Source organism: Pseudomonas congelans (genome assembly GCF_900103225.1).
In the GTDB taxonomy this organism is placed as follows: Bacteria; Pseudomonadota; Gammaproteobacteria; order Pseudomonadales; family Pseudomonadaceae; genus Aquipseudomonas; species Aquipseudomonas congelans.
The window spans coordinates 438,512-460,501 of record NZ_FNJH01000004.1; the positions used below are offsets into that span (position 1 = coordinate 438,512).

The window sequence follows — 21,990 nt, forward strand, 5'->3', positions numbered from 1 at the left end:
TCAACGAGCTTATGCATCACGATCCAGGCTTTCTGATAAAACGTTGCTCCCACACATCAGATAGCCATGCGCCATGTCCCACGAGTAATACCGGGTATTTCCGGTGCCTGAACAGCTTCGCGTTGGCGGCAAGCATGGATCGTGGCACGATGGTCCGGTTATCGAACCGGATTTTCTGACCATGCCGCACTCAACACCCAAGAATTTTTCACTGATCGCCGCTATCGACCTGGGCTCCAACAGCTTTCATATGGTTGTGGCGAAAGCCAATCAGGGCGAGATTCGCATTCTTGAGCGCCTGGGCGAGAAGGTGCAGTTGGCCGCTGGCATCGACGAAGAGCGCCAACTGACCGAAGAATCAATGCAGCGCGGTCTCGACTGCCTGAAACGCTTCGCCCAATTGATCAACGGGCTGCCACTCGGTGCGGTGCGCATCGTGGGCACCAATGCCCTGCGCGAGGCGCGTAACCGCAACGACTTCATTCACCGCGCCGAAGAAATCCTCGGCCATCCGGTGGAAGTGATTTCCGGCCGCGAAGAAGCGCGCCTCATTTATCTGGGCGTTTCCCACACGCTGGCCGACACCCCGGGCAAACGTCTGGTCGCCGACATCGGCGGCGGCAGTACCGAATTCATCATCGGCCAGCGTTTCGAGCCGCTGCTGCGTGAAAGCCTGCAGATGGGCTGCGTGAGTTTTACCCAGCGCTACTTCCGCGACGGCAAGGTGACACCGGCCCGATACGCCCAGGCCTACACCGCTGCCCGTCTGGAAATCATGAGCATCGAACACGCGCTGCATCGCCTCAAGTGGGATGAAGCGATCGGTTCGTCAGGTACCATTCGTGCTATCGGCCTGGCGCTCAAGGCCAATGGTTACGGCGCAGGCGAGGTCAACGCCGAAGGGCTGGCCTGGCTCAAGCGCAAGCTGTTCAAAATGGGTGACGTGGAGAAGATCGACTTCGATGGCATCAAGCCCGACCGTCGCGCCATTTTCCCCGCAGGCCTGGCGATTCTGGAAGCCATCTTCGACGCCCTCGAACTCAAGCGCATGGATCACTGCGAAGGCGCCCTGCGTGAAGGCGTGCTGTATGACCTGATGGGCCGCCATCATCATGAAGACGTGCGTGAGCGTACGCTCAGCTCGCTGATGGAGCGTTATCACGTCGACCTGGAACAGGCCGCACGCGTCGAAGCCAAGGCACTGCATGCGCTGGAGCAGGTTGCCGAGAGCTGGGAATTGCAGCACGAGAGCTACGCCGAACTGCTGAGCTGGGCAGCCAAGGTGCACGAGATCGGCCTGGACATCGCTCACTATCACTACCACAAGCACGGCGCGTACCTGATCGAGCACTCCGACCTGGCCGGCTTCTCACGCGAAGACCAGCAAATGCTCGCACTGCTGGTGCGCGGTCATCGCCGTAATATTCCCAAGGACAAGTTCGCCGAGTTCGGCGATGAAGGCATCAAGCTGATTCGCCTGTGCGTGCTGTTGCGCTTTGCGATTCTGTTTCACCACATTCGTGGCACCCAGGAGATGCCACGTGTGACGTTGCGTGCCGACGGCCCGAATCTGGACGCCGAATTCCCGAAAGGCTGGCTGGAAAACAACCAGCTGACTCAGGCCGACTTCGCTCTGGAAGCGGAGTGGCTGACCCGAGTCGGCATCGTCTTCAGCGTACGCTGAGGACCGGGTTGCTCAGGCGCTCCAAAAGGGTCGCCTGGGCGCTTCGCGGGTTCTGATTACCGGTCGGCGTGCTGCGCACGTAACGCCCGTCCGACTGCAACAGCCAGCTGTGGGTGTTGTCGGTCAGGTAGCTTTCCAGCTCCTTCTTCACACGCAGAATCAACTTCTTGCCTTCCACCGGGAAGCAGGTCTCGACGCGCTTGTCGAGGTTGCGCTCCATCCAGTCGGCGCTCGACAGGAACATCTGCTCGTCTCCGCCGTTGAGGAAGTAGAACACCCGCGTGTGCTCCAGGAAGCGGCCGATGATCGAGCGCACGTGGATATTGTGCGAAACCCCGGCGATGCCCGGACGCAGGCAGCACATGCCGCGCACCACCAGATCGATACGCACGCCTGACTGGCTGGCCTTGTACAACGCACGGATGATCTTCGGATCGGTCAGCGAGTTGAACTTGGCGATGATGTGCGCGGGCTTGCCGTCGAGCGCAAATTGCGTCTCGCGGGCGATCATGTCGAGCATGCCTTTCTTGAGCGTGAACGGCGCATGCAGCAGCTTCTTCATGCGCAGCGTCTTGCCCATGCCGATCAACTGGCTGAATAGTTTGCCGACGTCTTCGCACAATGCGTCATCGGAGGTCAGCAGGCTGTAATCGGTATACAGACGCGCGTTACCGGCGTGGTAGTTGCCGGTCCCGAGATGCGCATAACGCACGATCTCGCCCGCTTCGCGACGCAGGATCAGCATCATCTTGGCGTGGGTCTTGAAGCCGACCACGCCGTAGATCACCACTGCACCGGCGGCTTGCAGACGGCTGGCCAGTTGCAGGTTGGACTCTTCGTCGAAACGCGCACGCAACTCGATCACCGCAGTGACTTCCTTGCCGTTACGCGCGGCATCGACCAGCGCATCGACGATTTCCGAGTTGGCGCCACTGCGATACAGCGTCTGGCGCACCGCCAGAACGTGTGGGTCTTTTGCCGCCTGGCGCAGCAGGTCGACCACCGGCGTGAACGACTCGAAAGGGTGCAGCAACAGGATGTCCTGCTTGCTGACCACGCTGAAAACGTTTTCGCTGTTCTGCAGCAGCTTGGGAATGGCTGGTGTGAACGGCGGGTATTGCAATTCGGGGTGGCTGTCCAGGCCGGTGATGCTGAACAGACGCGTCAGGTTGACCGGGCCATTCACCTGATACAGCTCGGACTCGTTCAGGTTGAACTGCTTGAGCAGGTAGTCCGACAGGTGTTTCGGGCAGGTATCCGCCACTTCCAGACGTACTGCATCACCGTAGCGACGCGAGAACAGCTCGCCACGCAGTGCCCGCGCCAGGTCTTCCACATCTTCGGAGTCCAGCGCCAGGTCGGCGTTGCGGGTCAGGCGGAACTGGTAGCAGCCCTTGACCTTCATGCCCTGAAACAGATCGTCGGCGTGGGCGTGGATCATCGACGACAGGAACACGAAGTTGTCGCCAAGCCCGCAGACATCTTCCGGCACCTTGATCACGCGCGGCAGCAGACGCGGCGCGGGAATGATCGCAAGACCGGAGTCGCGCCCGAAGGCATCGATGCCTTCAAGCTCGACGATGAAGTTCAGGCTCTTGTTGACCAGCAACGGGAACGGGTGCGTCGGATCGAGACCGATCGGGGTGATGATCGGCGCGATCTCGTCGCGGAAGTAGCGTCGTACCCAGGCCTTGAGCTTGGCCGTCCAGTGACGGCGGCGAATGAAGCGGACCTGATGTTTCTCCAGCTCCGGCAGCAGAATGTCGTTGAGGATCGCGTACTGACGATCTACATGACCGTGTACCAGTTCACTGATCCTGGCCAGCGCCTGATGCGGCTGCAGACCGTCGGCGCCTGCCTGTTCGCGGGCAAAGGTGATCTGCTTTTTCAGGCCTGCAACACGAATCTCGAAGAACTCATCGAGGTTGCTGGAGAAGATCAGCAGAAATTTCAGCCGCTCCAGCAATGGGTAGGACTCATCGAGCGCCTGTTCCAGAACCCGGATATTGAACTGCAGTTGCGACAGTTCACGGTGGATATACAGGCTGCTGTCGTCCAGGTTCGGGGCGACGATAGCGGGCACCGCAGCGGCGGGTGCCTCGATGGCCGGGATTACTTCGATGTCAGGTTCGACCACGGGCGTTGCCTCCGGGACATCGACTTGAACAGCGGCTTCGATGAGTGCTTCGGTATTCATGAATGTTCCTGTGAGGCTATTGCCCCTTCAACAGTTGAGCGGCGCGAACAGCAAAGTAGGTAAGGATGCCGTCGGCGCCGGCGCGTTTGAAGGCAGTGAGGGATTCGAGAATCACCCCTTCACTCAGCCAACCGTTCTGGATTGCGGCCATGTGCATCGCGTATTCACCGCTGACCTGATAAACAAAGGTCGGCACTTTGAACTCATCCTTGACCCTGTACAGAATGTCCAGATAAGGCATGCCAGGCTTGACCATGACCATGTCGGCGCCTTCGGCAAGGTCGGCTGCCACTTCGTGCAGTGCCTCGTTGCTGTTGGCCGGGTCCATCTGATAGGAAGCCTTGTTGGCCTTGCCCAGATTCAGGGAGGAACCCACCGCATCACGGAACGGACCGTAGTAGGCACTGGCGTACTTGGCCGAATAGGCCATGATCCTGACATTCACATGCCCGGCCAGCTCCAGAGACTCGCGGATGGCCTGAATGCGACCGTCCATCATGTCCGACGGCGCGACCACCTGAGCACCAGCATCGGCGTGCGACAGCGCCTGCTTTACCAGCGCATCGACAGTGATGTCGTTCTGAACATAGCCCTCTTCGTCGAGGATGCCGTCCTGACCGTGTGTGGTGAACGGGTCCAGCGCCACATCAGTGATGACGCCCAGCTCCGGAAAGCGGTCACGCAGGGCGCGGGTCGCGCGCTGGGCAATGCCGTCCGGGTTCCAGGCTTCGGCACCGTCGAGGGATTTCTTTTCCGGCGGTGTCACCGGGAACAGCGCCAGCGCAGGGATCCCCAGCGCGACCCAGTGCTCGGCTTCCTTGAGCAACAGATCAACGCTCAAGCGCTCGACGCCAGGCATCGAGGCGATGGTTTCACGACGGTTTTCACCATCGAGAACAAATACGGGAAGAATCAGATCGTCGACAGTGACAACGTTTTCACGCACCAGCCGACGGGAAAAGTCGTCGCGGCGATTACGGCGCAGACGAGTGAGAGGAAACAGGCGGTTAGCGGGGGTAAAGCTCACGGCGAGACTCCTGAGCCCGCTTACGCGGGCAAGCGCGACAGTTATAAGCCGCCATTATGACCAATGTGTGACAGTCATGGTTCGACCTGCGACTGCACGTCGCGGTCACGGCCTTAAAGGGGATACGACCATTGTGGTTGCAAGAATCTTTAACGTCGAGACACATATGGACACTTTCATGATTGCCTTGGGCGCGTTAGGCTGCGCGTTCATTTCGCCAGCATCCAGACAATGCTCCAGAATTTCTTGAATGAATTCGGCTACTTTGCCCTGTTCCTCGGCACCTTTTTTGAAGGCGAGACCATTCTGGTTCTTGCCGGATTTCTGGCGTTTCGCGGATATATGGACCTCAATATCGTCATCCTCGTGGCCTTTTGTGGCAGTTATGCGGGCGACCAGTTGTGGTATTTCATGGGGCGCAAGCACGGCCGCAAGCTTTTGGCGCGCAAGCCTCGCTGGCAACTCATGGGCGACAAGGCGCTGCGGCTGGTCCGCAAGCACCCGGACATCTGGGTATTGAGCTTCCGCTTCGTGTACGGGCTGCGAACGGTCATGCCCGTGGCCATCGGCCTGTCGGGCTATCCACCCGGACGTTATCTTCTGCTGAACGGTATCGGCGCGGCTGTCTGGGCCGCAGCGCTGGGTTCGGCTGCCTATCATTTCGGCGCGGTTCTCGAGGGCTTGCTGGGTAACGTCAAGAAATATGAACTCTGGGTGCTGGGCGCGCTGGTACTGCTGGGACTGGCCCTGTGGATACGCAGACGCATCAAGAACGCCCGCATCGCCCGTGAAGAGCGTGAAGAAAAGAGCCGCTTCTGCGCATCGGCGGCAGCCTCCGATCTGGAAACGCCGGTCACCGTGCCCGTCGATCTGACGAAAAAGTCCGACGAATAAAACTCTCCGCTCCCTTCCCCGCCGAGCGCAGGCTGACAGGCCTCGCTCGGCGACAGCGCACAGCAGCGCAGAGCTCGCGACCGCCGCCCTCCCCGCACACCTTTGCTCACACGGCTTTGCACAACCAACAATGCCTCAACTGAACACTCGGCCCTTAAAGCGATCAACTGAACAGACAAATTAAAAGAAGCCTCAGGTTGATCGAGCACAAGGAGCCGAAATCGATGCAGAAAAAAGTGGCTGTAATCCTCTCTGGCTGCGGTGTCTACGACGGTGCCGAAATCCACGAAAGCGTCCTGACCCTGTTGCGTCTGGATCAGCGCGGTGCGCAAGTTCAGTGCTTCGCGCCCGACATCACTCAGCATCACGTCATCAATCACCTGACCGGTGAGGAAATGCCCGAGTCGCGCAATGTGCTGGTCGAGGCTGCGCGCATTGCACGGGGCGAAGTGAAGGACATCCGCGAAGCAAATGCCGAAGACTTTGACGCGCTGATCATCCCGGGCGGTTTCGGCTCGGCAAAGAATCTTTCCGATCTTGCCCTGCAAGGTCCGGCCTGCCAGGTCGAAGCGGGGTTGCTGGAACTCGCCGAGGCGTTTGCCGAAGCAGGCAAACCGGTCGGGCTGATCTGCATCACCCCGGCGCTCGCGGCCAAGATCTACGGCCCCGGCGTGACCTGCACCATCGGCAACGACCCTGAAACCGCTGCGGCCATCACCAAAATGGGCGGCAGCCATGCGGAATGCGCGGTTGATGACATCGTCGAAGACGAAGCACGAAAACTGGTCAGCACACCTGCCTATATGGTCGCCAAGAGCATCAGCGAGGCGGCCTCGGGCATCAATAAGCTGGTTGACCGCGTGCTGGAACTGACTCACGAGGGCGATGCCTGACGTTGCGCTGCCAGCAAAACACCGCCTGTCAGACGGGCGGTGTTTTGCAGGCCGGCCATGGCGATCCATCCGGGCTTTATGCTTTACTGTATGCATAAACAGTATACGAGTAACGCCAGATGTCCAGTCTCCATCCGGTTCGTGGCCGAGGCACTGCCAGCAATCCGCATAACCGCTTCGCACCCAGTCAGTCGGTGGCTGAAGACGATGGCTGGTATCAGGAAGTGCCGCTCACGCAAGGCACCCAGGTCACCAGCGAAACAGCCAAAAGCATCATTACCCGCAACAGCTCGCCGGATATCCCCTTTGACAGGTCGATCAACCCTTACCGGGGCTGCGAGCACGGCTGCATCTATTGTTTCGCCAGACCCAGCCACGCCTACTGGGACATGTCGCCCGGCCTGGACTTCGAGACCAAGCTGATCGCCAAGACCAACGCGGCAGCGCTGCTGGAGCAACAGCTCTCCAAACCCGGTTACCGCTGCGCGCCCATCACCCTCGGGGCCAACACCGACCCCTACCAGCCGATCGAACGTGAGTACCGCATCACCCGCGCGACACTTGAGGTGTTACTGCGCTATCGGCATCCGGTCAGCATCATCACCAAAGGCTCGCTGATCCTGCGCGACCTGGATCTGCTGGCAGAAATGGCCAGGCTGCGGCTGGTGTCGGTCTTCATCAGCCTGACGACGCTGGATGACGAACTCAAATGCATCCTCGAACCCAGGGCCGCAGCGCCCAAGGCCCGCCTGCGGGCGATTCGGGTATTGCGTCAGGCAGGTGTCCCGGTCGGAGTGCTGTGTGCGCCGATCATCCCGATGATCAATGACAGCGAACTGGAGGCACTGCTGAGCGAAGCCAAGGCTGCGGGCGCCCTGAGCGCCAGCTACGTGATGCTGCGCCTGCCACTGGAAGTCGCGCCGCTGTTCGACGAGTGGCTGAAGACGCATTACCCGCAACGCGCCGAGCATGTGATGAGTCTGATTCGTCAAAGTCGCGGCGGAGCCCTTTACGACAGCACGTTTGGCTCTCGAATGCGTGGCGAAGGACCGTTTGCCGACCTGCTGGCTCAACGCTATGCCCTGGCAATCAAACGACTCGGATTGAACAAACGTGGTGGATTTGCACTCGATTGCGATGCGTTTTGTCCGCCGGGAGGGCAAATGTTGCTGCTGTGACGAACTTGGTACTATCGTGCAAACCCGCGTCCCAGAGCCATCGCATTCAGTTTCGTTTAAGCTTCGGCGATTAGTCTGTTACTCGGAGTGTCATCAGCGATAGCGCTCAAGGGATTTGTTCGTGATGCCTTTTAGAGAGGGATCACATCCGGCTCTGGTCAAACAGGCATGAAGAATCCACATCAATTCGTCAGAGAGGATGAAGACATGACAGACATCGGTAAACAGCATTCGGCTACGTCGTCCAGCACATCAAGCCATTCAGACAGCGCCGACGTAGCGTTGAAACATATCGTCGATGGCTTTGTACATTTCCGTAACGAGGTCTTCCCCCAGCAGGAAGAACTGTTCAAGAAGCTGGCGACCGCCCAATCGCCACGGGCCATGTTCATCACCTGCGCCGACTCGCGCATCGTGCCCGAATTGATCACCCAAAGTTCGCCAGGCGACCTGTTCGTGACGCGTAACGTCGGCAACGTCGTACCGCCGTATGGCCAGATGAACGGCGGCGTGTCCACCGCTCTGGAATACGCAGTGGTTGCACTGGGCGTGCAGCACATCATCGTTTGCGGACACTCTGACTGCGGCGCCATGCGCGCAGTGCTCAACCCTGACAGCCTGGACAAGATGCCTACCGTAAAGGCCTGGTTGCGCCATGCCGAGGTTGCCCGCACCGTAGTCGAGCAGAACTGCAGCTGCAGCGGCGAACTGGAAACCATGCAGGTCCTGACTCAGGAAAACGTGATTTCCCAGTTGCAACACCTGCGCACCCACCCTTCGGTCGCAGCGAAAATGGCCAGCGGCCAATTGTTCATTCACGGCTGGGTCTACAGCATCGAAACCAGCGAAATCCTGGCTTATGACGCCGAGCTCGATCGCTTCATACCGCTCGACGGTTCTGGACCGACGCCGATGGCTTCACCGAAAGCACGCTTTTCAGCCGACTGATCACCAGTCCGACTGACGGCAAGCCCTTCTTTATCAGCTGATGGCGACTGCGCAGGATGCGCGTCGCCCGTCTTGCCTCGTCTGAAGAATCCCGGAGAAGCGTCATGGGTATTACAGCATTGAAAACCGCTTTACCACGGGAGCTGCTCGCTTCCGTGGTCGTGTTCCTGGTCGCCCTGCCGCTGTGCATGGGGATCGCCATTGCCTCCGGCATGCCTCCGGCCAAAGGTCTGATCACCGGCATCGTGGGCGGCTTGATAGTCGGCTGGATAGCCGGTTCGCCGTTGCAGGTCAGCGGTCCCGCAGCAGGTCTGGCAGTACTGGTTTTTGAAGTGGTGCGCGAGCACGGCATGGCCATGCTGGGTCCTATCCTGGTACTCGCCGGACTGCTTCAGCTGCTGGCAGGTCGATTCAAGCTTGGCTGCTGGTTCCGGGTCACGGCACCTGCGGTGGTCTATGGCATGCTCGCCGGTATCGGTGTGCTGATCGTACTGTCACAGGTACACGTGATGTTTGACAGCGGTCCCAAACCCTCCGGGCTGGACAATCTGATCGCCTTCCCTTCCACGCTGATCCAGGCTTTCGGGCCAGGCACCGGCATGCAGGCCGGCATGCTCGGTCTGGGCACCATGCTGATCATGTGGGGCTGGGAAAAACTCCGTCCGCAGTCGCTGCGCTTCGTACCCGGCGCGCTGCTGGGCGTGGGTATCGCAACCGGCATAAGCCTGTTTATGGCTCTGCAGGTCAAGCGTGTCGAAGTGCCTGACAACCTGGCCGACGCCATCGACTGGCTTCGCCCGGCCGACCTGATGAATCTGGCCGATCCGGCCATTCTGGTGGCGGCTATCGTCGTAGCGTTCATCGCCAGTGCCGAAACGCTGCTTTCCGCGTCGGCGGTCGACCGCATGCACAGTGGCCAGCGTTCGGACTTCGACAAGGAACTCAGCGCTCAGGGCGTGGGCAACATGCTCTGCGGCCTGCTCGGCGCGCTGCCGATGACCGGCGTTATCGTGCGCAGCTCGGCCAACGTCCAGGCCGGTGCCACCACACGCTTCTCGACGATCTTCCACGGCCTGTGGCTGCTGGCGTTCGTGTTGCTGCTGTCGAGCGTACTGCAGAGCATTCCGGTCGCGAGTCTGGCTGGCGTGCTGGTCTACACCGGCCTGAAACTGGTCGATCTGAAGGCGTTTCGCGGTCTGGGCCGCTATGGACGGATGCCGATGTTCACGTACGCGGCGACTGCCGTGGCGATCATCTTCACCGACCTGCTGACCGGTGTACTGGTCGGTTTCGGCCTGACCCTGGTGAAGCTGGCGTTCAAGGCTTCGCGCCTGAAGATCAATGTGGTCGGACTGGGCGAGAAGGAATTCGAGCTGCGTCTGGTCGGTGCCGCAACCTTCCTTAAGGTGCCGGCGCTGACTCAGGCACTGGGCACTATCCCGCAGGGCAGCACGGTGCATGTGCCGTTGGGCAATCTGTCCTACATCGACCACTCGTGTCTGGAACTGCTGGAAGAATGGGGTCGTTCCAATGCCGCTCATGGCACCCGGTTGCTGATCGAATCGCGTGGCTTGAAGCGTCGTCTTGAAGGGCGGGTCTACACGACAACGGGGATCGGCTCGGCCGCCACCTGATAGTCGCTACCCTGTTATCACAGCTCTGGACACCTGGGAGCCGGATGGGTCTTCGCGTAGCAGCGGAGCGATATCCGGCTCCTTCCATTGCCGGCGAAGACAGTGATTCGGGCTTCTGAATCAGACCGCGGAGTGCTCCAGCTCCAGGCCGACGCCCAATTGCCGTGACAGGCTTGGCCAGCGCTGCCAGGCCGCGTCCGTTTCAGGGCTGATCAGCTTTTCGCGGTAGGCCTCGACCGAGTCCAGCGCGAAACTCTCCTCATCAAGCAGTTCATCGACAGCATGGTGCACCGCTTCGTCCAGCTGGTTGGCAAATTGCTCGCCGATCAACTGGTGGGCAATCACGCTGGCAACCGTGGTATTCGACGGTATCAGCGGCTGACCGAAATGCTTGATGTACAGGTCATTCACCTCCTCGACCAGCCGATGGGCCAGATAAGCCTCGTCCAACAGGCTTTCCAGGCCTTCATGTCCATCCATGATGGACGGTGGAGCCGCAAAAAAATGCTCGGCGATTTTCAGCACCGGCTTTATCTGCCCTTCGATCCCGGCTTCCAGCGCGACCTCATGGGCAGCGTCCAGCAGATCGGGTACCAGATCGATGTAGACCGTGACGAAACGCGCCAGCACGTCTTTCGCGTCGACCTCCGGCAGGTGGATGGCGGGATGGAGATGTGGGAGCTTTTGTTCCAACTGTTGCAGCAAGTGGCCGGTCCGGGCCTCATGTTGATGGGCTAGTTGTATCTGCTCGCGCAATGCGGCGGTGTTCATGGCTGCTGGGACTCCTTGAGGCGTCAGACCTCTTGGCTCGTTGATGGAGAGTCATACGTTAGCTTGCATAACTAAATGCCTAAGACGGTTTTGCTATATGCGGCTCACATTTAGATACATTTGCTCTATCAAGACATTTTTCGCTCAGTTTCTAAGCGAAAATGACTGCCATACCGGCTATGCGGCTGCCAGGCAGCTCGCGTTTTGGATAAGCAGGCTACTCTGAAGTCGCCCGCAGCTATTTCGACACGCTGTCCGATATAAAAAGTGAGCCACGCATGGGCCAGCCTCTTTTGTCCAAACCGCTCGTTCTGCGTTTGACGTGTTTAGTAGTGATGATGTTGATCTGCGGATCGGCATTGCCGTCGCTCTATGGCTTGCTGACCGGACATGACAATAACGGCATGCCGGGTCAGGACGCTTCGCGCCAGGTCGAGGTGCAGTTCACCGCTGGCAACGCTGCCGGGATGACCTGGGCGTTCTACCCGCAGTCCCGCCAGATGCAGGTCCACCCCGGTGCGGTCAACGAGATGATCTTCATCGCGCAGAACCCGACCGACAGACCCATGAAAGCCCAAGCCATACCGGGTATTTCGCCCGGAAAGGCCGCAACGTGGTTTCACAAGACCGAATGCTTCTGCTTCACCCAGCAGACGTTGCAGCCGGGCGAGCGCATCGAGATGCCGGTGCGCTTCATCGTCGACCGTGACATGCCCGACGATGTAAAACGTCTGACGCTGGCCTATACGCTGTTCGATGTCACCACGCACTAGGCTCGGTACGCAATATAGGCCATCATCCCCGGCCGCACGCCGATCACTACTCGCGCTGACACCATGACCCGTACTCAGAAAACCGTTTTCATTGCTGCCGCTATTGTCGCCCTGCTTCTGGGCGTGATCCTCAGTCAGGTGCTGCCTGGCCGCAGCTCGCCGGATCAGGCAGCGCTTAACGACGCCGGTATTGTCCTGCTCCCCAAAAGCCGCCAATTGCCGGCCCTGAGCGTGACCGACCAGAACGGCGCGGCCGTGGCCCTTGATGGCTTGAAAGACCAATGGACGCTGATGTTCTTTGGTTATACCTTCTGCCCGGATATCTGCCCCACGACGCTGGCGCAGATAAAGCAGATCAGGACCGAACTGCCCGAAGAGACGGTCAAGCGCATGCGGGTGGTACTGGTCAGCGTCGATCCGAACCGCGACACACCGCAGCAGCTCAAGCAATACCTGGGCTACTTCGACAAGCAGTACATCGGCCTGACGGCACCTGTCGCGGATATCCAGACACTGGCCAATGCCGTGAGCATTCCGTTTATTCCGGCCGATACCCGTAAACCGAACTACTTCGTCGACCACAGCGGTAACCTGGCCCTGATCGGCCCGGACGGCACGCAACGAGGTTTTATCCGCGCACCGCTGAACAACCAGAAACTGGTGAAGCAGTTGCCGGGTTTGCTGGAAAGGGATTAGTCAGTGCACTGACACTAAATCGCCAGGAACGCGGGGCGTCCTGAAGGGCGCTATCACGCAGAGCGTGGGAGCGATAGGGCCATGCGCAGCGTGGGAAAGCAGTTCTCGACGCTCTGCGTCGCAAGGGACGCAGAACACTGGCACGAGAACCGCGAGGTGCGATCAGATCAGATCAGAACGCCGGGACTACAGCGCCTTTGTACTTCTCGGCCAGGAATGTTTTCACTTCCGGGCTCTGCAAGGCGGCAACCAGCTTCTTCATCGCATCCGAATCCTTGTTGTCCGGGCGGGCCACCAGAATGTTCGCGTAGGGCGAATCGGCACCTTCGATGATCAGCGCATCCTTGGTCGGATCGAGCTTGGCGCTCAGGGCATAGTTGGTGTTGATCAGCGCCAGATCGACCTGAGTCAGCACGCGGGGCAGCGTAGCGGCTTCCAGTTCACGGAATTTCAGGTCTTTCGGGTTATTCACGACATCCGAAGGCTTGGACAGGATGTTGCCCGGATCCTTCAGGGTGATCAGACCTGCCTTGGCCAACAACAGCAAGGCGCGGCCTTCATTGGTGGCGTCATTGGGCAGGGCGACATTGGCGCCAGTGGGCAGCTCTTCCAGCGTCTTGAACTTGTCCGAGTAAGCGCCGAAAGGCTCGATGTGAACCTTGGCCACGGCTACCAGATCAGTGCCTTTACCCTTGTTGAACTCATCCAGATACGGCTGGTGCTGGAAGAAATTCGCGTCCATACGGTTCTGCGACACCTGCACGTTAGGCTGGATGTAGTCATTGAACACCTTGATGTTCAAATCCACGCCTTCTTTGGCCAGGGTCGGTTTGACGAACTCCAGGATCTCGGCGTGCGGCACGGCAGAGGCCGCGACGGTCAGGGTTTCGTTGGCCTGCGCGGACAAGGCGGTGACAGCGGCGAATATGGCCAATAGTTTTTTCATGCAACAACTCCTTTGGGCCCGTACGAGACAGGCCAATACCAACGGATTCGATCAACGATGTGTGAAATGCGCGACCAGTCTGTCGCCGATGGTCTGCAGAATCTGCACCAGCACCAGCAACAATACGACCGTCACGAACATCACATCGTTCTGGAAGCGTTGATAACCGTAACGGATCGCCAGGTCGCCCAGCCCGCCAGCGCCCACCGCACCGGCCATGGCCGTGAACGACACCAGCGCAATGGCAGTCACCGTGATCGCCGCCAGAATGCCGGGGCGCGCCTCGGGCAGCAGCGCCTTGACGATGATCTGCCGAGTCGTCGCGCCCATGGCCTGTGTGGCTTCGATGATGCCGCGATCCACTTCGCGCAAGGCTGTTTCTACCAGACGCGCAAAGAACGGCGTGGCGCCGGCGATCAGCGGCGGCAACGTACCGAGGATGCCCAGCGACGTACCGGTAATGATCTCGGTCAACGGCATCATCACGATCAGCAGGATGATGAACGGCAGCGCGCGCAGCATGTTGACGATCACCCCGACCGTCGCATACAGCTGCTTGTGCTCCAGCAACTGACGCGGCGAGGTGAGGAACATCAGCACACCCAGCGGCAGGCCGAGCAGGATGGTGAAACCGAGCGATACACCGAGCATGATCAGCGTGTCGCCAGTGGCCACCCAGATCTCGTACCAGTCGACATTGGAAAACAGGTTCAAAAAAGCGTCCATCAGCGCAGCACCTCCATATGAACATCAGCGGCGGTGAAGCGCGCAAAGGCGGCGTCCATGTCGCCGCCGGTGATGGCCAGCGTCAACTGCCCGTAAGGGGTGTCCTTGATGCGGTCGATGCGACCGGCAAGGATGCTGTAATCGACGCCGGTTTCCCGCGCCACCGTGCCGAGCAGCGGCGCGTAAGTGGCCTCGCCCTGAAACGTCAGACGCACGATACGGCCTTGAACGTGAGCGAAGTCGTCACGCTGCTCGTTCTCGTCGATCTGCTCGTCTTCCTGCACAAAGCGCTTGGTCGTCGGGTGTTGTGGATGCAAAAACACATCGGCGACCTTGCCGTGCTCGACAATCACCCCGGCGTCCATCACGGCCACCTGATCGCAGACGCGACGAATCACGTCCATCTCATGGGTGATGAGCACGATGGTCAGCTTCAGCTCACGATTGATCTCGGCCAGCAGTTGCAAGACCGACGCAGTGGTCTGCGGATCCAGCGCGCTGGTGGCTTCATCGCACAGCAGGATTTTTGGTTTGGTGGCCAGTGCGCGGGCGATGCCGACGCGTTGCTTCTGGCCGCCCGACAGTTGTGCCGGGTACTTTTTGGCGTGATCGGACAAGCCGACCCGCTCCAGCAACTCGGCCACGCGCTGGTCGATCTGCTTGCGCGGCATATCGCCTGCCAGGGTCAGCGGCATGGCGACGTTGTCGGCCACGGTTTTCGACGCCAGCAGATTGAAGTGCTGGAAAATCATCCCGACCTGTTGGCGGAAGCGGCGCAGGCCGTTGGCATCGAGCGCAGTGACGTCTTCTCCATCGACCACAATCTGTCCACCACTCGGGGTTTCCAGGCGGTTGATCAGGCGCAGCAGGGTACTTTTGCCCGCGCCGGAGTGGCCGATGATGCCGAACACCTGGCCGCTGTCGACGCGCAGGCTGGTGGGGTGCAGGGCCGGTATTTCCTTGCCTGCCACCCGATAGGTTTTGTGGACGTTATGAAACTCGATCACGGAGCGAACCTTGTGGGGCGCGTTAAAAAATCAGCGCAGTGGCTAGGGCGCCACCTGCTTCGTTACCTCGGCCGGATAAAGCCGGGCGCGCATTTTAGCCTGTCCGGCCCGCTGTGCTTAGCATTTATTTACCGGCTGTCCTGCGCAATGGGCATAACACGACCGTTGGTGATCGTATGCCGAAAATAAAAGGAACGGCTGTTTTTTGCTCCGGTCACTTCTTCGATACCGTGATTTCCCGCTTACGCCAGGGAAGTCGTAATCAGCGAACCCAACTCAATGATTGGGGCGAGATAAGGAGTCTCTGATGGCTAGCAAGAACGCACCACCTGTAACCGAAACGCCCAAGAGCGAAATGGCAGGCACCGACACCCTGGACCGTGGCAATACCAACGAGAAGCTGGAAAGTCTTGAGCAGTTTCGCTCGGACGCCACCCAGCAGGCCCTGCGCACCAACCACGGCGTCAAGATTTCCGATAACCAGAACACCCTGAAAGTCGGCAGCCGCGGCCCATCGCTGCTCGAAGACTTCATCATGCGTGAAAAGATCACGCACTTTGACCATGAGCGTATTCCGGAGCGTATCGTCCACGCCCGCGGTACTGCAGCGCATGGCTATTTCCAGACTTACGAAGACCACGGCGCGCTGAGTAAAGCAGGCTTCCTGCGTGATCCGGGCAAGAAGACCCCGGTGTTTGTGCGTTTCTCCACCGTTCAGGGCCCACGTGGCTCGGGCGACACCGTGCGTGACGTGCGTGGCTTTGCCGTCAAGCTCTACACCGACGAAGGCAACTTCGACCTGGTGGGCAACAACATGCCGGTGTTCTTCATTCAGGACGCCATCAAGTTTCCTGACTTCGTGCACGCGGTGAAACCCGAGCCGCACAACGAAATCCCGACTGGCGGCTCGGCTCACGACACCTTCTGGGACTTCGTCTCGCTGGTGCCGGAATCCGCGCACATGGTGCTGTGGACCATGTCCGACCGGGCGATCCCGAAAAGCCTGCGCACCATGCAGGGCTTTGGTATCCACACCTTCCGCTTCATCAACACTGAAGGTAAGTCGAGCTTCGTGAAGTTTCACTGGAAGCCCAAGTTCGGCGTCTGCTCGCTGGTCTGGGACGAAGCGCAGAAGCTCGCCGGCAAGGACACTGATTTCCACCGCCGCGACCTGTGGGAGTCCATCGAGATGGGCGACTACCCGGAATGGGAACTGGGTGTACAGATCGTTGCCGAGGAAGACGAGCACAAGTTCGACTTCGACCTGCTCGATCCGACCAAGATCATCCCGGAAGAACTGGTGCCGGTCACCCCGCTGGGCAAGATGGTCTTGAACCGTAACCCGGACAACTATTTCGCCGAGACCGAGCAGGTTGCCTTCTGCCCGGGGCACATCGTGCCAGGTATCGATTTCTCCAACGATCCGCTGCTGCAAGGTCGCCTGTTTTCCTACACCGACACGCAGATCAGCCGTCTGGGTGGGCCGAACTTCCACGAAATCCCGATCAACCGTCCGATCGCGCCGAACCACAACGGTCAGCGTGACGCACAGCATCGCACCACGATCGACAAGGGTCGCGCTTCCTACGAGCCGAATTCGATCGATGGCGGCTGGCCGAAGGAAACTCCTGCCGGCCCGGTAGATGGCGGTTTCGAGACCTACCCTGAGCGCGTTGAAGCGCACAAGGTACGTGAGCGCAGCGAATCTTTTGGCGATCACTTCTCGCAGGCCACCCTGTTCTTCCAGAGCATGAGCCACCACGAGAAAGAGCACATCATCGCGGCCTACAGCTTCGAGTTGGGCAAGGTCGAGCGCGAGTACATTCGTGCCCGTCAGGTCAACGAGATTCTGGCCAACATCGATCTGGAGCTGGCCAAGCGTGTAGCTGCCAACCTCGGCTTGCCAGCACCGACTGCCGGTACCGTACCTGCGCGTCAGACTTCGGTTAAAGAGTCGCCGGCACTGAGCCAGGTCAACCTGCTGTCTGGCGACATCGTTTCGCGCAAGGTTGCCATTCTCGTGGCTGACGGCGTCGACGGTAAAGCGGTCGAAGCCATGAAGGCTGCTCTGACTGCTGAAGGCGCACACGCCAAGGTATTGGGCCCGACCTCCGCACCGGTCAAGACCGCTGATGGCCAGAGCCTGCCAGTGGACGCATCGGCTGAAGGCCTGCCTTCGGTAGCGTTCGACGCAGTCTTCGTGCCGGGTGGCAAGGCTTCGATCGAAGCGCTACAAGGCGACGGTGTGGCATTGCACTTCATCCTGGAAGCCTACAAGCACCTCAAGGCCATCTCCTTTGCCGGGGAAGCCAAAGAGCTGTTGAAACTGCTACGCCTGGAAGAAGATGCGGGTCTGCTGGAGGTATCCGATAGCAAATCGTTCAAAGCGTTCTTCAACGCGATTGCTCAGCACCGTGTGTGGGATCGTGAAGTGAAAGCCAAGGCTGTTCCGGCTTGATCTGACGCTGCTAAGCCTATCGCTCCCACGCTCCGGCGTGGGAGCGTTTTTCTGAATGCTCACTCCCCGCATAGACTCCCGAACACTTCTCGTTCCTCACGTTCCGCGTGGGAATGCAGTTTCGGACGCTCTGCGTCCGCTTTGAAGGATCGACTCAGGACTTGGCTGGCGTCAGGATGATCTGCGCTTTTTCATTGCGCTCGATCTGGCGGCGCAGTTGCAGTTCGAAATCCGGATTGGCCTTGACCACCCGTTTGGTCAGCAACGTCGCCAGCCACGGATAGTCTTCGGTGCGTGGCACCACCATTAGCACTTCACAATTGAACGCCACGGTATCCGCTGCGATATCGTCCAGTTGACGACGCAGTGCCCGCATATCGCCGATCTTGAGCTCAATCGTCGTGCTTTCTGCGGACGGATCAATCAGCTTGGCAACCCTTCTGGCTTCGGCCGCCTTCAAATCCGCTTCGGCTTTTTCCAGCTCGGCCTTGCGCGCATGGGCAATGGCGCCATTGACGCCACTGGTCAGCGCCGGTGCCTTGGGCATCAGCGCGCGCGCACGGCTCAGCGCAGTGGCCGCCGCATTCATATCGCCCTTTTGCAGGCTGATCTGACTGCGGCTCAGATAAGCTTCGGCCAGACGACGCTGAAAAGGCTCCAGACGGATATCGGCAGGATTGGCAGCCTGCAACGCCGTCAATTGGTCCTCGGCCGTTGCCAGCTCATTGCCGGCGATGTTCTGCTCAAGCTGAGCGAATGCGTCAGGCTGGGCCTCGGAGGCAGGCGTCTCGACGGTGGGCGCACTCTGGCAGGCACCCAGCAGGATGGAAAATGCGACAAGCAGCAGATAGCGTGGGGCGAACGGCTTCATTCCTGCGATTCTCTAGTTTGCGCAAAAAACGAGCAAGTCTACACCGCTCGCCTGGGTAGAACAAAGCTGAGCAAGAACAACGCCGCAGCGGATACCACTATAGACGGTCCGGCAGGGGTGTCCTTGAACCAGGACAATGATAGCCCGGCACACACGGCTATCACGCCCAACAGGCTTGCGCCCAGCGCCATTTGCTCAGGCGAACGGGCGTGACGCTGTGCCGCAGCCGCCGGGATGATCAACAGCGACGTAATCAGCAGAACACCGACGATTTTCATCGCTACGGCGATCACCACGGCGATCAGCAGCATCAACGTCATGCGCAGTGTAGCAACCGGCAGGCCTTCGACACGCGCCAGTTCTTCATGCACGGTCATTGCCAGCAGTGGGCGCCACAGCGCGACGATCAGCACCAGCACCAACGTGCTGCCGCCCAGAATCCAGCCCAGATCAGCCGGACTGATAGCCAGCAGATCGCCGAACAGGTAGGCCATCAGGTCGATGCGCACTTCGTGCATGAAACTGAGCACTACCAGCCCCAGGGACAAGGTGCTCGGTGCCAGAATCCCCAGCAGTGTGTCCGACGCCAGCGGTTGGCGCTGTTGCAACGTGACCAGCAACACCGCCAGCAGCAGGCAGCCGACCGTCACCGCGATGGTCGGGCTGATGTCCAGCAGGAAGCCCAGCGCGACGCCGAGCAGCGCGGCATGGGACAGTGTGTCGCCGAAGTAGGCCATGCGCCGCCAGACCACGAATGATCCCAGCGGGCCAGCGACCACGGCCAGAGCAACGCCTGCGAGCAAGGCATAGAGTAGAAAGTCAGCCATGCTTGCAGCTGTCTCCGTGAACGTGATTGTGAGTGTGGGCCGCAGCATCATTCACCACCGCGCCATGCAGATCATGGGCGTGGTCGTGATGGTGGTGATAAATCGCCAGGCTCTGCGCATTGCTGCCGAACAGCTCGACAAAGGCCGGGTCATGGCTGACCTGCTCGGGATGCCCGGAGCAGCAGACGTGACGATTCAGGCACACCACCTGATCGGTGGTGCTCATGACCAGATGCAGATCGTGGGAGACCATCAGCACACCGCACTGGTGGCGGTCGCGTAGCCGGGTAATCAGGCTGTACAGCTCGGCCTGTCCGGCCACATCGACACCCTGCACCGGTTCGTCGAGGACCAGTAACTCGGGCTTGCGCAACAACGCGCGCGCCAGCAGAACACGCTGCATCTCGCCACCGGAAATGCCTTGAATCGGGCTGTCGATGACCTTCCCGGCGCCGACCTCTTCCAGCGCCGACGCTGCAGCCGTGCGATCCACACCAGGAACCAGGCGCAGGAAACGCAGCACCGACAGCGGCAGCGTCTGGTCCACATGCAGCTTTTGCGGCATGTAGCCGACACGCAGCTTCGGCTTGCGCCAGACAGTACCGGAGTCGGGCTTGAGCAGCCCCAGCACCGCACGCACCAGCGTGGTCTTGCCCGCACCGTTGGGGCCGATCAGGGTGACGATCTCGCCGGGTTTGACGCTCAACTGGATGTCATCCAGGACGTTTTGCCCGGAGAGCGTTACGGCGACCTTCTCCAGACGTATCAATGCATCGGTCATCAAGCGGCCTTGCAACCAGCGCACACGCCGACGATCTCGACCGTCTGGCCTTCGACCGCAAAGCCGACGCCTGCGGCGGCATCGACCACGGCATTGCTGATGGCCGGGTGCTGCAGCTCGATCGCCGCATGGCACAGGCGGCAGATCAGGAACTGGCCCTGATGCGCGTGAGTGGGGTGATTGCAGCCCGTGAAGGCGTTGAGCGAGGCAATCCGATGCACCAGTCCGTTTTCCAGGAGGAAATCCAGCGCACGGTAAACCGTTGGCGGGGCCGCACGGCGGCCGTCTTCATCACTCAGCACCGCGAGGATGTCGTAGGCACCCAGCGGTTTGTGGCTTTGCCAGACCAGTTCCAGCACGCGACGGCGCAAGGTGGTCAGGCGCAGACCCTGTTTGGCGCACAGCGCATCGGCTTCGGCAAGGGCCGAATGTACGCAGTGAGAGTGGTCATGGGGGCGACTGGCCAGGGGAGTATTGGGCATGAGCAGCGACGATATTGGCTAGAGACGTTATTATGTTACCCGTTCCTGGCTGATATGAGTGATTCGAGTGCGCCGTCTTTTAAATCTTGCTGCTGTTTTCTGGGTCAGCCTGCTGATCGTCTCCCCTGCTCAGGCCGAGGTCCGAGTGCTGACCAGTATCAAGCCTCTGCAGCTGATTGCCGCGGCTGTGCAGGATGGCGTCGGCACACCGGAAGTGCTTCTGCCACCGGGTGCCTCACCGCATAACTACGCGCTGCGTCCATCCGACGTACGGCGTGTACAGGAAGTCGAGTTGCTCTACTGGATCGGCCCGGACATGGAAACCTTCCTGCCGCGCGTCATTCAGGGCCGCAAAATGCCAGCGGTTGCCGTGCAGACGCTGCCGGGCATGCACCTGCGCCACTTTGGCGAAGACAACGCCTCGCATGATGACCACGAGCATGATCACGACAACGACGCAGACGAACATGACCACGACCACCGGCCCGGCAGTCTCGATTCGCACCTGTGGCTGTCGACCGTCAACGCGCGGGTGATCGCCGCAAAAATGGCCACTGACCTGAGCGCTGCCGACCCTGCCAACGCAGCACGCTACGCCAGCAACGCCCAGTCTTTCAGCAAACGTCTCGATACACTGGACGCCCGTATCAAGGAGCGTGTCAGTGCGGTGGCAGACAAACCCTACTTCGTGTTCCACGAGGCCTTCGATTATTTCGAAGAGGCCTATGGGCTCAAGCATGCCGGGGTATTCGCCATCGCCGCCGAGATCCAGCCCGGCGCACAGCACGTCGCCGCCATGCGCGAACGTCTCAAGGCTGCGGGCAAGACCTGCGTATTCAGCGAACCGCCACTGCGCCCGCGTCTGGCCGAAACCCTGAGCGCCGGCCTGCCGGTCAAACTGGCCGAACTGGATGGACTGGGCGGCTACACCCCGGCGACCGCGCAGGGTTACGAGCACGTCTTGCAAAAGCTCGCCGACGACCTGACCGGTTGCCTGAGCAGTCTCTGACTGCCACCGCCCACATGGCAGCACTGCTGTGTGACGCGGAGCGTCACTAACTGCATTCCCACGCTGGAGCGTGAGGAACGATAATCGTCAGGGATAACATTATCGTGCCCATGCTCCGCGTGGGCACGCCGGTCTGGACGCTCCGCGTCCTCTTGCGACGCAGAGCGTCACCAACTGCATTCCCACGC

The 21,990-nt window shown here is 60.0% G+C and carries 20 protein-coding genes; 10 read left to right on the forward strand and 10 right to left on the reverse strand.

Annotated features, from left to right (window positions below):
• Positions 1–181 precede the first annotated feature (181 nt).
• The gene (gene ppx / locus BLR20_RS16710) at positions 182–1,684 is read left to right on the forward strand and encodes an exopolyphosphatase (RefSeq protein ID WP_010431275.1); all 1,503 of its coding nucleotides are present in this window, start codon (positions 182–184) and stop codon (positions 1,682–1,684) included.
• Here ppx and ppk1 read toward each other — a convergent pair.
• Entirely contained in the window at positions 1,671–3,881 is a 2,211-nt protein-coding gene (gene ppk1 / locus BLR20_RS16715; protein ID WP_074594863.1) for a polyphosphate kinase 1, read from the reverse strand. The genes ppx and ppk1 overlap by 14 nt on opposite strands.
• A gap of 16 nt (positions 3,882–3,897) precedes the next feature.
• Positions 3,898–4,908 (reverse strand): porphobilinogen synthase, encoded by a 1,011-nt coding sequence (gene hemB, locus BLR20_RS16720; RefSeq protein ID WP_010431281.1) that lies wholly within the window; start codon positions 4,906–4,908, stop codon positions 3,898–3,900.
• Positions 4,909–5,139: 231 nt separating this feature from the next.
• Here hemB and BLR20_RS16725 point away from each other — a divergent pair, with 231 nt between their 5' ends.
• The 5 genes from BLR20_RS16725 to BLR20_RS16745 all read left to right on the forward strand — a co-directional run bounded on the left by BLR20_RS16725 (position 5,140) and on the right by BLR20_RS16745 (position 10,455).
• The gene (locus BLR20_RS16725; protein WP_010431285.1) at positions 5,140–5,802 is read left to right on the forward strand and encodes a DedA family protein; all 663 of its coding nucleotides are present in this window, start codon (positions 5,140–5,142) and stop codon (positions 5,800–5,802) included.
• Positions 5,803–6,026: 224 nt separating this feature from the next.
• On the forward strand, positions 6,027–6,695 hold the full coding sequence (gene elbB, locus BLR20_RS16730) for an isoprenoid biosynthesis glyoxalase ElbB (protein ID WP_010431288.1): 669 nt from the start codon (positions 6,027–6,029) through the stop codon (positions 6,693–6,695).
• Between the two features lie 119 nt (positions 6,696–6,814).
• A complete protein-coding gene (locus BLR20_RS16735) occupies positions 6,815–7,873 on the forward strand; it encodes a PA0069 family radical SAM protein (protein ID WP_010431289.1) in 1,059 nt (352 codons plus the stop codon).
• A 207-nt stretch (positions 7,874–8,080) separates the two neighbouring features.
• On the forward strand, positions 8,081–8,821 hold the full coding sequence (locus BLR20_RS16740) for a carbonic anhydrase (protein WP_003432243.1): 741 nt from the start codon (positions 8,081–8,083) through the stop codon (positions 8,819–8,821).
• Positions 8,822–8,925: 104 nt separating this feature from the next.
• Complete coding sequence (locus BLR20_RS16745) at positions 8,926–10,455, forward strand: SulP family inorganic anion transporter (protein WP_010431294.1); 1,530 nt, start codon at positions 8,926–8,928, stop codon at positions 10,453–10,455.
• Positions 10,456–10,575: 120 nt separating this feature from the next.
• Here the strand turns inward: BLR20_RS16745 and BLR20_RS16750 are convergent, their stop codons facing one another.
• Positions 10,576–11,226 carry a hypothetical protein gene (locus tag BLR20_RS16750; RefSeq protein ID WP_010431296.1) on the reverse strand — a complete coding sequence of 217 codons (651 nt, stop codon included), beginning with the start codon at positions 11,224–11,226 and terminating at the stop codon, positions 10,576–10,578.
• A gap of 278 nt (positions 11,227–11,504) precedes the next feature.
• Between BLR20_RS16750 and BLR20_RS16755 the strand changes: the two genes are divergently transcribed.
• The gene (locus BLR20_RS16755; RefSeq protein ID WP_032614344.1) at positions 11,505–11,999 is read left to right on the forward strand and encodes a cytochrome c oxidase assembly protein; all 495 of its coding nucleotides are present in this window, start codon (positions 11,505–11,507) and stop codon (positions 11,997–11,999) included.
• Positions 12,000–12,062: 63 nt separating this feature from the next.
• The gene (locus BLR20_RS16760) at positions 12,063–12,695 is read left to right on the forward strand and encodes an SCO family protein (RefSeq protein WP_054992829.1); all 633 of its coding nucleotides are present in this window, start codon (positions 12,063–12,065) and stop codon (positions 12,693–12,695) included.
• A gap of 172 nt (positions 12,696–12,867) precedes the next feature.
• Here the strand turns inward: BLR20_RS16760 and BLR20_RS16765 are convergent, their stop codons facing one another.
• The 3 genes from BLR20_RS16765 to BLR20_RS16775 are packed head-to-tail and all read right to left on the reverse strand — an operon-like array spanning position 12,868 to position 15,374.
• Positions 12,868–13,641 carry a MetQ/NlpA family ABC transporter substrate-binding protein gene (locus BLR20_RS16765; RefSeq protein WP_010431304.1) on the reverse strand — a complete coding sequence of 258 codons (774 nt, stop codon included), beginning with the start codon at positions 13,639–13,641 and terminating at the stop codon, positions 12,868–12,870.
• A gap of 51 nt (positions 13,642–13,692) precedes the next feature.
• Positions 13,693–14,367, reverse strand: coding sequence for a methionine ABC transporter permease (locus BLR20_RS16770; RefSeq protein ID WP_003317371.1), 675 nt, complete (start codon positions 14,365–14,367; stop codon positions 13,693–13,695).
• Complete coding sequence (locus BLR20_RS16775; protein ID WP_010431307.1) at positions 14,367–15,374, reverse strand: methionine ABC transporter ATP-binding protein; 1,008 nt, start codon at positions 15,372–15,374, stop codon at positions 14,367–14,369. The genes BLR20_RS16770 and BLR20_RS16775 overlap by 1 nt, the downstream gene beginning before the upstream one ends.
• Positions 15,375–15,681: 307 nt before the next feature.
• Between BLR20_RS16775 and katE the strand changes: the two genes are divergently transcribed.
• Positions 15,682–17,832, forward strand: a complete 2,151-nt coding sequence (katE, locus tag BLR20_RS16780; protein WP_032614348.1) for a catalase HPII — start codon at positions 15,682–15,684, stop codon at positions 17,830–17,832.
• Positions 17,833–17,986: 154 nt separating this feature from the next.
• Here katE and BLR20_RS16785 read toward each other — a convergent pair whose 3' ends face one another.
• From BLR20_RS16785 to BLR20_RS16800, 4 genes are read right to left on the reverse strand one after another with little or no spacing between them, the layout of a single operon-like run.
• Entirely contained in the window at positions 17,987–18,703 is a 717-nt protein-coding gene (locus BLR20_RS16785; protein ID WP_010431313.1) for a PA5502 family lipoprotein, read from the reverse strand.
• A gap of 38 nt (positions 18,704–18,741) precedes the next feature.
• Positions 18,742–19,530, reverse strand: a complete 789-nt coding sequence (znuB, locus tag BLR20_RS16790; protein ID WP_003341611.1) for a zinc ABC transporter permease subunit ZnuB — start codon at positions 19,528–19,530, stop codon at positions 18,742–18,744.
• Positions 19,523–20,311 (reverse strand): zinc ABC transporter ATP-binding protein ZnuC, encoded by a 789-nt coding sequence (gene znuC, locus BLR20_RS16795; protein WP_010431319.1) that lies wholly within the window; start codon positions 20,309–20,311, stop codon positions 19,523–19,525. The genes znuB and znuC overlap by 8 nt, the downstream gene beginning before the upstream one ends.
• On the reverse strand, positions 20,311–20,793 hold the full coding sequence (locus BLR20_RS16800; protein WP_003425978.1) for a Fur family transcriptional regulator: 483 nt from the start codon (positions 20,791–20,793) through the stop codon (positions 20,311–20,313). Before BLR20_RS16800 ends, znuC begins: the two co-directional genes overlap by 1 nt.
• Before the next feature lie 67 nt (positions 20,794–20,860).
• On the opposite strand from BLR20_RS16800, the gene znuA reads away from it, so the two are divergent.
• A complete protein-coding gene (znuA, locus tag BLR20_RS16805) occupies positions 20,861–21,802 on the forward strand; it encodes a zinc ABC transporter substrate-binding protein ZnuA (RefSeq protein ID WP_010431326.1) in 942 nt (313 codons plus the stop codon).
• The last annotated feature ends 188 nt before the right edge of the window (positions 21,803–21,990 follow it).

Coding starts and splice junctions, on each gene's coding strand:
- znuC (WP_010431319.1), bottom strand. CDS start 20,311: ATGACCGATGCATTGATACGTCTGGAGAAGGTCGCCGTAACGCTCTCC.
- BLR20_RS16770 (WP_003317371.1), bottom strand. CDS start 14,367: ATGGACGCTTTTTTGAACCTGTTTTCCAATGTCGACTGGTACGAGATC.
- BLR20_RS16725 (WP_010431285.1), top strand. CDS start 5,140: ATGCTCCAGAATTTCTTGAATGAATTCGGCTACTTTGCCCTGTTCCTC.
- BLR20_RS16750 (WP_010431296.1), bottom strand. CDS start 11,226: ATGAACACCGCCGCATTGCGCGAGCAGATACAACTAGCCCATCAACAT.
- BLR20_RS16745 (WP_010431294.1), top strand. CDS start 8,926: ATGGGTATTACAGCATTGAAAACCGCTTTACCACGGGAGCTGCTCGCT.
- BLR20_RS16735 (WP_010431289.1), top strand. CDS start 6,815: ATGTCCAGTCTCCATCCGGTTCGTGGCCGAGGCACTGCCAGCAATCCG.
- ppx (WP_010431275.1), top strand. CDS start 182: ATGCCGCACTCAACACCCAAGAATTTTTCACTGATCGCCGCTATCGAC.
- elbB (WP_010431288.1), top strand. CDS start 6,027: ATGCAGAAAAAAGTGGCTGTAATCCTCTCTGGCTGCGGTGTCTACGAC.
- BLR20_RS16765 (WP_010431304.1), bottom strand. CDS start 13,641: ATGAAAAAACTATTGGCCATATTCGCCGCTGTCACCGCCTTGTCCGCG.
- BLR20_RS16800 (WP_003425978.1), bottom strand. CDS start 20,793: ATGCCCAATACTCCCCTGGCCAGTCGCCCCCATGACCACTCTCACTGC.
- BLR20_RS16755 (WP_032614344.1), top strand. CDS start 11,505: ATGGGCCAGCCTCTTTTGTCCAAACCGCTCGTTCTGCGTTTGACGTGT.
- BLR20_RS16760 (WP_054992829.1), top strand. CDS start 12,063: ATGACCCGTACTCAGAAAACCGTTTTCATTGCTGCCGCTATTGTCGCC.
- BLR20_RS16785 (WP_010431313.1), bottom strand. CDS start 18,703: ATGAAGCCGTTCGCCCCACGCTATCTGCTGCTTGTCGCATTTTCCATC.
- katE (WP_032614348.1), top strand. CDS start 15,682: ATGGCTAGCAAGAACGCACCACCTGTAACCGAAACGCCCAAGAGCGAA.
- BLR20_RS16740 (WP_003432243.1), top strand. CDS start 8,081: ATGACAGACATCGGTAAACAGCATTCGGCTACGTCGTCCAGCACATCA.
- znuB (WP_003341611.1), bottom strand. CDS start 19,530: ATGGCTGACTTTCTACTCTATGCCTTGCTCGCAGGCGTTGCTCTGGCC.
- ppk1 (WP_074594863.1), bottom strand. CDS start 3,881: ATGAATACCGAAGCACTCATCGAAGCCGCTGTTCAAGTCGATGTCCCG.